Source organism: Rhabdonatronobacter sediminivivens, assembly GCF_013415485.1.
In the GTDB taxonomy this organism is placed as follows: Bacteria; Pseudomonadota; Alphaproteobacteria; order Rhodobacterales; family Rhodobacteraceae; genus Rhabdonatronobacter; species Rhabdonatronobacter sediminivivens.
On record NZ_JACBXS010000015.1, the window covers coordinates 1 to 12,266 of the forward strand.

12 protein-coding genes and 1 pseudogene are annotated in these 12,266 nt (G+C 64.2%); 9 read left to right on the forward strand and 4 right to left on the reverse strand.

Translation table 11 applies throughout. From position 1 onward, the window contains the following. Positions 1-168 precede the first annotated feature (168 nt). From HUK65_RS08845 to ndk, 9 genes and pseudogenes are all read left to right on the forward strand, one after another. Positions 169-528: an ArsR/SmtB family transcription factor gene (locus HUK65_RS08845; RefSeq protein WP_179905804.1), complete on the forward strand. Its 360-nt coding sequence runs from the start codon at positions 169-171 to the stop codon at positions 526-528. After that, on the forward strand, positions 506-976 hold the full coding sequence (locus HUK65_RS08850; protein ID WP_179905805.1) for an SRPBCC family protein: 471 nt from the start codon (positions 506-508) through the stop codon (positions 974-976). The genes HUK65_RS08845 and HUK65_RS08850 overlap by 23 nt, the downstream gene beginning before the upstream one ends. Positions 977-1,191: 215 nt before the next feature. After that, positions 1,192-2,010, forward strand: a complete 819-nt coding sequence (locus HUK65_RS08855) for a hypothetical protein (RefSeq protein WP_179905806.1) — start codon at positions 1,192-1,194, stop codon at positions 2,008-2,010. Positions 2,011-2,079: 69 nt separating this feature from the next. Continuing rightward, a complete protein-coding gene (locus tag HUK65_RS08860; RefSeq protein WP_179905807.1) occupies positions 2,080-3,486 on the forward strand; it encodes a hypothetical protein in 1,407 nt (468 codons plus the stop codon). Positions 3,487-3,844: 358 nt separating this feature from the next. Continuing rightward, a pseudogene (locus tag HUK65_RS18725) lies at positions 3,845-4,003 on the forward strand (IS5/IS1182 family transposase); the annotation flags it as partial. A 194-nt stretch (positions 4,004-4,197) separates the two neighbouring features. Beyond that, positions 4,198-4,896: a ribulose-phosphate 3-epimerase gene (gene rpe, locus HUK65_RS08870; RefSeq protein ID WP_179905809.1), complete on the forward strand. Its 699-nt coding sequence runs from the start codon at positions 4,198-4,200 to the stop codon at positions 4,894-4,896. Positions 4,897-5,063: 167 nt separating this feature from the next. Next, positions 5,064-5,939, forward strand: a complete 876-nt coding sequence (locus HUK65_RS08875; protein WP_179905810.1) for an MBL fold metallo-hydrolase — start codon at positions 5,064-5,066, stop codon at positions 5,937-5,939. A gap of 88 nt (positions 5,940-6,027) precedes the next feature. After that, positions 6,028-7,803, forward strand: coding sequence for a SulP family inorganic anion transporter (locus tag HUK65_RS08880; RefSeq protein ID WP_179905811.1), 1,776 nt, complete (start codon positions 6,028-6,030; stop codon positions 7,801-7,803). Between the two features lie 114 nt (positions 7,804-7,917). Next, positions 7,918-8,340, forward strand: a complete 423-nt coding sequence (gene ndk, locus HUK65_RS08885; protein ID WP_179905812.1) for a nucleoside-diphosphate kinase — start codon at positions 7,918-7,920, stop codon at positions 8,338-8,340. Between the two features lie 174 nt (positions 8,341-8,514). Here the strand turns inward: ndk and HUK65_RS08890 are convergent, their stop codons facing one another. From HUK65_RS08890 to HUK65_RS08905, 4 genes are all read right to left on the reverse strand, one after another. Next, on the reverse strand, positions 8,515-10,554 hold the full coding sequence (locus tag HUK65_RS08890; RefSeq protein WP_179905813.1) for an ASKHA domain-containing protein: 2,040 nt from the start codon (positions 10,552-10,554) through the stop codon (positions 8,515-8,517). 117 nt (positions 10,555-10,671) lie between these two features. After that, positions 10,672-11,097: a universal stress protein gene (locus HUK65_RS08895; protein WP_179905814.1), complete on the reverse strand. Its 426-nt coding sequence runs from the start codon at positions 11,095-11,097 to the stop codon at positions 10,672-10,674. Between the two features lie 108 nt (positions 11,098-11,205). After that, positions 11,206-11,622, reverse strand: a complete 417-nt coding sequence (locus HUK65_RS08900) for a universal stress protein (protein ID WP_179905815.1) — start codon at positions 11,620-11,622, stop codon at positions 11,206-11,208. Positions 11,623-11,742: 120 nt separating this feature from the next. Continuing rightward, positions 11,743-12,153 carry a universal stress protein gene (locus tag HUK65_RS08905; protein ID WP_179905816.1) on the reverse strand — a complete coding sequence of 137 codons (411 nt, stop codon included), beginning with the start codon at positions 12,151-12,153 and terminating at the stop codon, positions 11,743-11,745. Positions 12,154-12,266: the final 113 nt, after the last annotated feature.

Below are 12,266 nucleotides of genomic sequence, written 5' to 3' on the forward strand. Positions count from 1 at the left end.
GGCTCGTGTTCTACAACACCGAGCGACCGCACCTCGGATATCGCAACATGGGCCGACGACCCATCGAAACCGTCATGTCATTCGTCAGTCAAGAAGGTTAAGTGGACAACTTAGCCTTTCGGATAAGTTTTGATTGACGCCGCGTCGACAGCCCCATAACTTAGCCATATGGCTAAGCATGATTCCCTGCTGGACCTCCTGTTTACCGCACTGGGCGACCCGACGCGGCGTGCGATCCTGACGCGGCTTGCGCAAGGCGAGGCCAGCGTGACCGAGCTGGCCGCGGCGCATGATATGGCGCTGCCATCGTTCATGAAACACCTGCGCAAACTGGAACAGGCAAGGCTTATCACCACGAACAAGGCTGGCCGCATCCGGTCCTGCGCGCTGTCGGCGAATGCCTTCGCGCCAATTGAGACATGGCTGGACGCACAGCGGGCGCTGTGGACTGACCGGCTTGACCGCCATGATGACTATCTCCGCAACCTTCACAGGAGACGACAGGATGAAGCTGAACCCGAGAACTGATCTGAAACTGGAACGCACCCTTGATGCACCGCGCGCGCTTCTGTGGGAATGCTGGACAACGCCCGAACATATCAGGCAATTCTTTGTGCCCGAACCGCATCGGGTCAAGGCCTGCGAGATCGATCTGCGCGTTGGTGGACGGTTCAACACCGTGTTCGATGTGAATGGCGCCGAGATGAAGAACGAAGGAGTCTGGCTGGAGATCGTGCCCATTGAGAAACTGGTTTTCACAGATGCCTATAGCGAAGGCTGGGCGCCAAGCGAGGATCCGTTCATGACTGCAATCATTCTGTTCGAAGATGCCCCGAATGGCGGCACCCGCTACACCGCCATTGCCCGCCACCGCACCCCTGACGCCCGCCAATCGCATGAGGATATGGGTTTCTTCAGCGGCTGGGCCACGGTTGCTGACCAGCTTGTCAGCTACGCCAGGACGCTGAAACGGTGAGGGCGATGTGAATACGTCTGCAAGGTCTGGACTTCAGAGCCAGACAGATTCACCGTTGATCCAATCCACCAGAAGCTGAAATTGAACGCCTAAGCCATTGAACATGTTTGCGTGGGCAAGCAAGGCACCTTCCAAAACCCTCCGCAAGTGTCGAACGTCTGTTGACATCGCTGCGAAATACTTACTCCCTTGCGCAAGGCAGATGAGGAAAAGTGATGGTCACCAGTGAAATTGCTCGGGTGTTCAAGAACATGTCGGTGGCTGTGGTGCTGACCGTGGGGGCGGTGCCGGGCCATGCGCAAGTGGACATGCCGCTGGACGAGGTGCAGGACATCCTCTCAAGTGATCCCGCCCTCGCCACGATTACCGAAACCATCCTGATCCCTGACGAAGCTCTGGATGTGGTCAATGCCTATTACAGGCGCCTGTTCGGGACCGATGTCATCGCAGAGCACATCCGGCAAAACGTGCCTCCGAATACCATGGCGGACCTGATGGATCCTGACCTCAACCGCCATTTCCCCGCCGCATATATGATTGCGGACATGTTCCCAATGCTCTCCGAGCAAGGCGTGCGGTATCTGCTGCTCCCGGATTTGCAAACAATGTTGCGGGGCTTTGTGTATCAGATGGACGTCATGCCCGCGGAAAAATGCGACGACGCCATGAACAGACGCGTTCCCCCCGAGCAGGGCGTCGAATGGGGCCGTGCGGCGCTGATGACCATGGAGCCAGACGCGCTGGCGCAGTATCTTGACGCCAAGTATCAGAGTGTTCTCCTGGCGATCGACCCCGAACAAGGGGGGCGGATCCTGTCGCCTGATGACATGCGGGTCGCGCAAGACACTATGCTGGCAGAGATGGATGAGTTTTTCTCTCAGATTGGTGGATCATTCGCAGGCGGGCTGCAGGCATTTGAGTCGCTTCCCGCCTGTGAACAGGTCTCCAGACTGATCACACATTCGTTGGAGCTTGAGCCTGACACGCAGGATTTTGCCTTGAGGTTGCTTGTCTCGGCCGCTGCCCCGGATTGACCCCCGCGTGGCGCGGCCGGGGAGCGGGATTGCAACCGTGTAATACGAAAACAGGAGTTTGAGCGTTTGATGAAGATACGTGGGTACTTTCCGCGCCTGGGTGCGGTGATCGCTGTTGCTGTTGCTGTTCTTGGCGCGTCCTCCTTGCACGCCTCCGAAGATTTCGACCAGGCGGCGTTGCTTGCGCTTGTGAATGCCGAGCTTGAAGGCACCTCCTGGACCGCCGAATCCCTGCGTTTCACCGATGACCGCATGGAACAGCAGCAGGGAGATCAACGCCTGCTGGTGCGCGGGATGGTGGTCACGGTTCGCGCGCACCGGCCGCTCTACCGCCGGACGGAAACGGTCGATGACGTGGTCTTCGCCGAAGTGAGCGTTGCGGTCGGCGACCGGTTCGAGCTGACGGGCGATGCCGCGCTCTTCACCGGCCCGGGTGAGCGCGCGAAGGACATGCGCTTCAACAATCTGGATGATATGGCGTTCCTTGGCCGGTCGTGGGAGGGAACGCTGCTTCACTACCGTGAGCTTCTGATCGAAGGCACCGAAGAAGCCGTTGCCGCCCGCGCCGCCATCGACGCCGCGCGGGCCGAGGCCGAGGCCGCCGCCCGCGCCGAGGCCGAGCGCCAGAACGCCCTTTACGCAGGCGACTGGATCAGCCTGAGCCGCTGCGGCGCGATGGATTTCGAACACCACATCACCCTGACCCCAACCGACACCATGGGCCGCTTCACCGGCGAGGTGCGCTACCGACCCATCTACCCGGACCCGCCCTTCGCGCAGGGCAGCTATGCGGTCTCCGCGCGTATCGATCCCCGGGGCGACCGGCTTGTGGTCGATCATGAGCGCTGGATCGAACAACCCCGCGGGACGCGCATGGTCAACATCACCCTCACGCCCGAGGAGACCGGAAATGACGCGCCGGTGACCCTGACCGGCACATCCGGCGCGATCATCAGCGGGATGATCCAGGGCGTTCTGGGTGGAGTGCCGCGCGGGAACTGCAGCTATCGTCTGCAACGCCCCGATGATTTTGCGGTCGAGCGCGAGGCGACACTGGCCCCGGTGCGCGCCCTCCTGGAGCGGTTGGAGAAAGGCGTCTGGATCGACGGCAGCCAGACCGGGCCCGAACGTGACGGACGCACCGATTGGCCCGTCCGGGTGCAAGTGACCGAGATCACCGAGGAGTACATCCTCGCCACCGCCGAGTTGCGCGCCTTCCATGCCAACAGCCGCCGGGTGCTGGGCGATGTGGAATGGCCCTTCGCCCTCTTCCTCACCCGCGGGATCGAGGAGGCGGAAGTTCAATGGGGCATCCGGCAGCGACCGCGCGGTGGCGACATGCGCAATCTCTACACCCGCAGCAATTTCTGCACGGACCTGGGCCTTGCTTTGAACTCCGAAACCGGGGTGATCAGCGGCAGCAACAATGATCGCCAGGGCTGCATTGACGAATTGCGCCTGCCGCTTGTGCCCTGAACCGGGTCTCTGCTGACGGAGCAAGGAGCTGCGGGGCAAGACCGGCAAAGCCTGAAAGGTCTGCATCTACCTGAATTCATGGGCAGGGGTGGTGCAGAACCTGGCGGCTTGCCCCGCCCCGCCTGGGCCTCTTCGTCTCAGGACCCATTGATTTCAGCCTTGCGGCATGATTCACGCTCGGCAATGAGGCCGATCAATGAGCCGCCTTTCCCGGCGGACTGAGTGCAGCGGGAAAGCAGTCCGGGTGGCCGCTGAAAATGCCCGATGCCTCTGATTCACTTCGCCTTTCCGGCGCTGGGCGGCAACGCTTCCGGGGCGGAAGGAACGTGGTCAGCCGGACCTGTTCATCACCAGTTCGATGCGGGCTCGGATCCCGGACGACCATGTGCTGTTGAGGATTGATCGGGGTCTTGACCTCGCGTGGCTTCGCGCCGGAGTGACCAAGCTCGATTGTGCCGATAACGCCCGCCCTGGCATCGATCCCGAAGGTTCCGTGCGCCTGATGCTGGAATTCTTCCAGCGCCAACCGCCTTGCCTGATCGGCATGGAGCCCAGCGCCGGCGCGCACCATCGGGCGCGCGAACAGATCAGTCGCGCATGTGATCCGTCCGAGAGCGCGGGCGCCAGTTGCAGGCGCAGCGGCGCGTTCCCGCTCTGGACACTGTCGCGCCGAACCTGTCATAAGCGCGCTGAACAGACCGGGGTTTCACCATGCGCTTTTCCCGCCAGATCAAGATCGCTCCCTCCATCCTTGCCGCCGATTTCGCCAACTTCGGCGCCGAATGCCGCGCGGTTGAAGCCGAAGGCGCCGACTGGATCCATGTCGATGTGATGGACGGGCATTTCGTGCCCAACATCACCTTCGGCCCGGCCACCTGCGCAGCCATCCGTCCCCATATCCGTGGCATCATGGATGTGCATCTGATGATCGCCCCGGTGGATCCCTATATCGAGGCTTTTGCCCAGGCTGGCGCCGATATCATCACCGCCCATCTTGAGGCCGGCCCCCATATCCATCGCACCCTTCAAGCCATTCGGGCCACCGGGAAGAAGGCCGGCCTGGCCCTGAATCCCGGAACCGGGCTGGACGGGGTCGAGACCATGCTGGACATGATTGACCTGGTCTGCGTCATGACCGTGAACCCGGGTTTTGGCGGGCAGAAATTCCTTGACCTCTCGGCCAAGGTCCGCGCCCTGCGCAACCTCATCGGTGATCGCCCGATCCATATCGAGATCGACGGCGGGATCACCCCTGAAACCGCCCCCGTCATGGCCCGCGCGGGCGCCGACGTTCTGGTTGCCGGATCGGCGGTTTTCAAGGGCGGCAGCGCCGCCGCGCCTGAGGCCTATGGCCAGAACATCCGCGCCATCCGCAATGCCGCAGACCTGACCAGGGGCCAGATCGTCTGACAGCCCTTTCACCTTTGCAGAAATATCCTCGGGGGGAGGCGCCCGGAACGGGCGACGGGGGGCAGACAGCCCCCCTCCACGGTGCCGGTCACGCGCAATAACATTCAAGACTTGCAATGTGTCTAGATATTGCTATATCTCCCTCAACCGCAATGCAGGAGGCAGAGATGACCAGCACCCCACGCGCCGAAGTGTCCGCATTCTTCGACGAAGCCACATTTACCGTTTCCTATGTGGTCAAGGATCCCAGTTCCAACGCTGTCGCCATCGTCGATTCAGTGCTGGACTTCGATTACGCCTCAGGGCGCACCGACACGCGCTCGGCCGATGCGATCATCCGGCATGTCCAGGACAACAACCTGCGGGTTGAATGGATCCTCGAATCCCATGTCCACGCCGACCACCTCTCCGCCGCGCCCTATATCCAGCAGCGTGTGGGCGGCAAGATCGGCATCGGCGACAACATCACCCTGGTGCAGAACGTGTTCGGCAAGGTCTTCAACGAAGGGACCGAGTTCGAGCGTGACGGCAGCCAGTTCGACAAACTCTTCCGCGAGGGCGACAGCTTCACCATCGGTGACATGCAGGGGCAGGTCCTGCACACCCCCGGCCACACGCCCGCCTGCCTGACCTATGTGGTGGGCGAGGCGGCTTTTGTCGGCGACACGCTCTTCATGCCGGATTTCGGCACCGCGCGCTGTGACTTCCCCGGCGGCTCGGCGGAAACGCTCTATCATTCGATCCAGAAGATCCTTGTCCTGCCGGATGATACCCGCATCTTCGTCGGGCATGACTACAAGGCGCCGGGCCGTGAGGACTATGCCTGGGAAACCACCGTGGGCGAGCAGAAACGCCTGAACATCCATGTCGGCGAAGGCAAACCCGCCGAGGAGTTCGTCCGCATGCGCGAGGAACGCGACGCCACCCTGGCCATGCCGCGGCTGATCATCCCCTCGTTGCAGGTCAACATGCGTGCAGGCCAGATGCCGCCCGCCGATCAGGACGGCAATGTCTACATGAAGGTGCCGGTCGATACGCTCTGACCCGCACCGCACACCGCACACCGCCCCGCGCGAACGCGAGATCGCGCGGGGCTCCTGTCCGCCTCAGCTTCAGTTCCGGCAGTGCCCCATGCTCAACCGCCTCTTTCCCAATCTTGACTGGCTGCAGGGCTATTCCCGCGCTGCCTTCGGCAATGACCTGATCGCCGCGCTGGTGGTGACCATCATGCTGATCCCGCAGGGCATGGCCTATGCCATGCTGGCCGGGCTGCCCCCGCAGGCGGGGCTGTATGGGGCCATCGTCCCGCTGCTGCTTTACGCGGCGCTTGGCACCTCGCGCACGCTGGCGGTGGGGCCGGTGGCGGTGGTGGCGCTGATGACGGCAGCGGCGGCGGGTGAAATCGCCACCCAGGGGACACCGGGCTATCATCTGGCCGCGCTGGGGATCGCCGTGATCTCGGGCGCGATCATGCTGGCCATGGGGCTGTTCCGGCTGGGCTTCATCGCCAGCTTCCTCAGCCACCCGGTGATTTCCGGCTTCATCACCGCCGCCGGCGTGCTGATCGCCGCCAGCCAACTGCGCCACCTGCTGGGCAATGACACGCGCGGGCGCACCCTGCCCGAGATCGTGCCCTCCTTCTTTCAAAACCTTGGCACGATCCACCTGCCAACGCTGGTGCTGGGGCTGGTGGTGCTGGGCTTCCTGTTCTGGTCGCGCAAGGGGCTGGCCCCGCTGCTGCGCCGCGCAGGCCTGGGGGCCGGGGCGGCAAGCCTGCTGGCCAAGGGCGCGCTCCTTGTGGCTGTCGCAGGCTCCACATTGATCGTCTGGGCGCTGGGGCTGGACCAGTCCGGCGTGCGCGTGGTGGGCGAAATCCCGCGCGGCCTGCCGGATTTCGGGCTGCCCGCGCTGGACCTGGGCCTGCTGCAACTCCTCATCATCCCCGCGCTGATGATCGCCATCGTGGGCTATGTCGAATCGATCTCCATCGGCCAGACCCTTGCCGCCAAACGCCGCCAGCGCCTGGACCCGGACCGCGAGCTGATCGCGCTGGGCGCCGCCAACCTGGGCGCGGGCCTGTCCAACGCCATGCCGGTGACGGGGGGGCTGTCGCGCTCCATCGTCAATTTCGATGCGGGCGCCGAGACACCGGCGGCAGGCGCCATCACCGCGCTGATGATCGCCGTGGCGCTGATCTTCCTCACGCCGCTGCTGCACTTCCTGCCCAATGCCACGCTGGCCGCGATCATCGTTGTGGCCGTGGCGTCCTTGCTGGATTTCCGCGCCCTGCCGCGCACCTTCGCCTATTCCCGCGCCGATGGGGCGGCCATGGCGGGCACCATCCTCGTCACGCTCTTCATCGGGGTCGAGGAAGGGCTGCTGGCCGGGGTCGCGCTCTCGCTGGTGCTGTTCCTCTATCGCACCTCGCGCCCGCATATGGCGGTGATCGGCCAGGTGGCGGGGACCGAGCATTTCCGCAATATCGAGCGTCACCACGTCACCACCGACCCGGGTGTCTTCTCCATCCGCGTGGATGAAAGCCTGTATTTCCCCAATGCCCGCGCGCTCGAAGACCGCATCCTGCGCGCCGTGGCCGAACAGCCGGAGCTGCGCCATGTGGTGCTCAACTGCGTGGCGGTGAATTTCATCGACGCCTCGGCGCTGGAAAGCCTGGAAGAGATCAACCAGCGTCTGCGCGACGCCGGGGTGCAGTTCCACCTGACCGAGGTCAAGGGCCCGGTCATGGACCGCCTGCAGCGCAGCCACTTCCTGGATGAGCTGTCAGGCCAGGTGTTCCTGACCCAGTATGACGCCATGGCCAGCCTGTCGCCCGAACGCACCGCCCGATGCCTCGCGGCCCCGCGCGCGCAGAGTGCCCGGCAGGACACGGCCGGGCAGGGGGCCTGAGGCGCCGTTCACCCTGCCACCGCCAGGGGGCTTCCCCCCCGCCAAACCGCGTGCTAAGGCGCGCCAGACCTTGGCGCAGCCCCTGCGCCCCTCATTCCGACGGAGATACCGAATATGGCCACCGAACGCACCCTGTCCATCATCAAGCCCGATGCCACCCGCCGCAACCTGACCGGCAAGATCAATGCCAAGTTCGAAGAGGCCGGCCTGCGCATCATCGCGCAGAAGCGCATCCACCTGACCAAGGCACAGGCCGGCAAGTTCTACGAGGTGCACAAGGAGCGCCCCTTCTACGATGAGCTGTGCGAATTCATGGCCTCGGCCCCGGTGGTGGTGCAGGTGCTGGAAGGCGAAGGCGCCATCGTCAAGAACCGCGAAGTGATGGGCGCCACCAACCCCGCCGATGCCGCCCCCGGCACCATCCGCGCCGAGTTTGCCCAGTCGGTCGGTGAAAACTCAGTCCATGGTTCGGACGCGCCGGAAACCGCCGCGGCTGAAATCGCCTTCTACTTCTCGGGGCTTGAGCTGGTCGGCTGACCCGCTACCCATGACGCATACAAGGCCGCTGCCCATCCCGGGCGGCGGCCTTTTCATTGGCTTTCACATGCCAAGACCCCCAAGGCCACTGCGCCTGCGCAGCGGCAGCGCCCCCAAGGCGCGAGGGTGGGTGGGTGGGCGCGCCTTGGGGGCGCTTCTTCGCCTCGATGCAGCTTACGCCCGCCGCCGCCGCCGGCGCCCGCCTTCGGCGTCACCCCCGCCGGTGTTGAAGGACAGATCGGGCAGCTTCACCACCTGTGCCAGCTGCGGGAACGGGTCGACCGCATGGGGCATGGCGCTGGCATTCACAAAATGCTCCTGAAACCGCGGTTCGATCGCCGTCTCCACCTTGTGGATCTGCTGCACTGTTGTCTCGATCGCCGCCCGCGCGCCGGTGTTGCACAGGGCAATGCGCGCGCCCGTCCCGGCGGCATTGCCCGCGCTGGTCACTTTCTCCAACGCCGCATCCGGTATCATACCCAAAACCATCGCATGTTTGGGCGAGATATGCGCCCCAAAGGCGCCTGCCAGCACCACCCGGTCCACCTGATCCACGCCCAACTCATCCATCAGCAGCCGCGCCCCTGCATAAAGCGCCGATTTCGCCAGCTGGATCGCCCGGATATCGCCCTGGGTTACGGTAATACGCGGCCCGCCCTGGGCGCTGGCATCATGGATCAGATAGGCATGGGTGCGCCCTTCGGGCTGGCAGCGCCAGGTGCCGGTCTGCTCGGCTGATCCGATCAGCCCCGCGGCATCGACGATCCCGGCCATGCGCATTTCGGCCACCGCCTCGATGATGCCGGAGCCGCAGATGCCGGTGATCCCGGTTGCCGCGGTGGCTTCGGCAAAACCGGGCTCGTCCGACCACAATTCACATCCGATCACCCGAAAGCGCGGCTCCTTGCTGACCGGGTCAATCTCCAGCCGCTCGATCGCGCCGGGGGCGGCGCGCTGGCCAGAGCTGATCTGAGCGCCTTCGAACGCGGGGCCCGTGGGCGAGGAACAGGCCAGAACGCGGTCGCGGTTGCCCAGCAGGATTTCCGCGTTGGTGCCCACATCGACCACCAGCACCAGGTCTTCGGATTTGTCCGGCGCCTCGGACAGGGCCACGGCGGCGGCGTCAGCGCCCACATGCCCGGCAATGCAGGGCAACATGTAAAGCCGCGCGGCGGGGTTCATCGCGCTCAGCCCCAGATCGCGCGCGGGCAGCTCCACCGCGTCCGAGGTCGCAAGCGCAAAAGGCGCCTGGCCCAGTTCCACCGGGTCGATGCCCAGGAACAGGTGGTGCATGACCGGATTGCAGACCACGACAGCCTCCACCAGATCGCGGGTGTCCACACCGGCCTCGGCCGCGGTCTCTGTAATCAGCGCGTTCATGCCGTCACGCACGGCGCGGGTCATCTCCTGATCGCCGCCGGGGTTCATCATGGCATAGCTGACGCGGCTCATCAGATCCTCGCCGAACCGGATCTGCGGGTTCATGATCCCGTTCGAGGCCAGCACCGCCCCGGTGCGCAGGTCCACCAGATGCGCGGCGATGGTGGTCGATCCCAGATCGATGGCCAGCCCGCACAACGGCGCCTCGCGCAGGCCGGGCCAGAGATCGATCAGCCGCCATGCACCGCCTCGATGATCCCGGAACAGCGCCACCGTGACCGCCCATTTGCCCGCGCGCAGGGTGGGCTGAAGTTTGCGCATAACATCAATATCCGCGCGGATATCGCTGATATCCCACTGTGTTTTCAACGCCGCTGCCAGCCGCTCCAGATCGCCCGAGGGCTCGTGCATATCCGGTTCGGCCACCTCGACATAGAAAACCCGCGTTGCCGGGTCCATGACGATATCGCGCGCGGTGGCCGATTTGCGCACCACCTGGCGGTGCACCTGGCTTTCGGCGGGCACATCGATGACCACATCCCCCAGGATCTGCGCCTGACAGCCCAGCCGCCGCCCGTCGATCATGCCGCGCTTGTCCTTGTAGCGCTGTTCGACCGCGTTCCAGCCTGACAGCGCATCCGGCGCGACAGTGACCCCATGCTTGGAAAACTCGCCCACCCCGGGGGAAACCTGGCACTTGGAACAGATGCCCCGCCCGCCGCAGACGCTGTCCAGATCAACGCCCAACTGCCGCGCGGCCGTCAGAACGGGCGTTCCGGCCGGAAAGCGCCCGCGTTTGCCCGAAGGGGTGAAGATCACAAGCGGATCGGCCATGTGCATGCGCTCCTGCGGTGGCTGCCTATCGCCTGCATACAGAAACGCCCGGTCCTGAACAGACCGGGCGCGGCATTCGATGGCTGATTTGCGGCAGCCAGGGGCGCGGCGACCCGTTCAGCTAAAGCGGCGCGAGACCAGAACCGACACCGGCGAATGGCGCACCACCCGCGCCGCGGTGGAGCCGATGAAATAGTCGCTGAACCCCGGCTTGTGCGAGGCGATCATGATCAGGTCGGCCTTGCATTCGCGCGCACATTCCAGAATCTGCGTGGAGGGTTTGCCCGCCCGCAGATCAATCTCCACCTGCTTGCCCCGCGCCGTAGCGGCCAGGGATTCAAGTTGCGAGCGCACCGCCTTGCGATGATTGAGCAATTGATCCTTGGTCATGGCGGCGACCATATAGGCGGGGATCTCATCGAGCACATGCACGATGGTGATGGTCCCGCCCGGGTTGAGCATCTTGCCCGCCTTCTCGATCAGCCCACGGGTGGTTGCGCCCTTGCTGAACAGCGCGGCGGCGACAACGATGGAATCATACATTCGGTCTCTCCTGTCCCTGTGGCCGCGGCAGCGCCCGGCCATGTTGGCGCCACCTTGCCACCGGGAGGGTATAAAATCAAATCCGTTGCGCTGCTGGCGCGGCGCAATTCAGCGCGTGATCATCACCGAGGTCTGCGCATGCCGTACCACCCGTGTGGCGGTGGAGCCGATGAAATAGTCACTGAATCCAGGCTTGTGCGAGGCGATCATGATCAGATCGGCCTTCACCTCCTCGGCCGTGCCAAGGATCCCCGCCGAAGGCGTGCCATTGCGGATGACAATGCTGATGTTGTCGCCCCCCGCACCCTGCGCCAGGGTCTCCAGCTCTGCCTGCGCCTCGCGTTGGCGATTGGACATGAATTCGGCGGGAATGCGCGCGGCGGCGTATTGCGGTATCTCGTCGATCACATGGATCAGCACGATCCTGCCGCCGGGGTTCAGCATTGAGCGGGCCTTTTCGATCAGGCCGCGCGTGGTCTGACCCTTGCTGAACAGGGCCGCGGCGATCAGGACGGTATCATACATTTTTGCCTCCGGATGGGTTGGCGCAAGGAAAGGGTCCGGGCGAGTGTAACGCCCGGCAGCGCGATGCGATAGCCCGCAGCGCCGGGCCAGCAGCCCAAAGCGACATGAGCGCGCCGAAACTCAGCGCGTGATCAGGACCGACGTCTGGGCATGGCGCACGACCCGCGCCGCGGTGGAGCCGATGAAGAAATCGCTAAGTCCGGGTTTGTGCGAGGCGATCATGATCAGATCGGCATTGCTGTCCTCGGCCGCCTGCAGGATCTGCCCAGAGGCTGCGCCCGAACGGACCTCGAATTCGACCCGCGCATCAACGCCACCGGCCAGGGTCTTGAGTTCCATGCGCGCCTCGGCGTGGCGCCGGTCGGACAGATCGCGCGGCAACTCGGCGGCGATGTAGCTTGGCACTTCCTCCAGCACATGCAGCAGCCGGATTTCACCGCCTGCGTCAATCAGTTGGGTCGCCGTCTTCAGCAGCGCATTGCTCTGGGCCGAGTTGCTCAGATCCACGGCAACGATAATGCGAGAATACATGGGTGGTTTCCTTCCTGTTCCGGTCGCGTCGACAGGACGCTAGGGCAAAGCATGGCGCAAGACGTTGATCCTGGTCAAATGCCGTTTGAATCTTGGGGGTGGCAAAGCGGTCG

Excerpts from the sequence above, each read along its gene's own strand:
- HUK65_RS08845 (WP_179905804.1), top strand. The coding sequence starts at position 169 with ATGGCTAAGCATGATTCCCTGCTGGACCTCCTGTTTACCGCACTGGGC.
- HUK65_RS08850 (WP_179905805.1), top strand. The coding sequence starts at position 506 with ATGAAGCTGAACCCGAGAACTGATCTGAAACTGGAACGCACCCTTGAT.
- HUK65_RS08855 (WP_179905806.1), top strand. The coding sequence starts at position 1,192 with ATGGTCACCAGTGAAATTGCTCGGGTGTTCAAGAACATGTCGGTGGCT.
- HUK65_RS08860 (WP_179905807.1), top strand. The coding sequence starts at position 2,080 with ATGAAGATACGTGGGTACTTTCCGCGCCTGGGTGCGGTGATCGCTGTT.
- rpe (WP_179905809.1), top strand. The coding sequence starts at position 4,198 with ATGCGCTTTTCCCGCCAGATCAAGATCGCTCCCTCCATCCTTGCCGCC.
- HUK65_RS08875 (WP_179905810.1), top strand. The coding sequence starts at position 5,064 with ATGACCAGCACCCCACGCGCCGAAGTGTCCGCATTCTTCGACGAAGCC.
- HUK65_RS08880 (WP_179905811.1), top strand. The coding sequence starts at position 6,028 with ATGCTCAACCGCCTCTTTCCCAATCTTGACTGGCTGCAGGGCTATTCC.
- ndk (WP_179905812.1), top strand. The coding sequence starts at position 7,918 with ATGGCCACCGAACGCACCCTGTCCATCATCAAGCCCGATGCCACCCGC.
- HUK65_RS08890 (WP_179905813.1), bottom strand. The coding sequence starts at position 10,554 with ATGGCCGATCCGCTTGTGATCTTCACCCCTTCGGGCAAACGCGGGCGC.
- HUK65_RS08895 (WP_179905814.1), bottom strand. The coding sequence starts at position 11,097 with ATGTATGATTCCATCGTTGTCGCCGCCGCGCTGTTCAGCAAGGGCGCA.
- HUK65_RS08900 (WP_179905815.1), bottom strand. The coding sequence starts at position 11,622 with ATGTATGATACCGTCCTGATCGCCGCGGCCCTGTTCAGCAAGGGTCAG.
- HUK65_RS08905 (WP_179905816.1), bottom strand. The coding sequence starts at position 12,153 with ATGTATTCTCGCATTATCGTTGCCGTGGATCTGAGCAACTCGGCCCAG.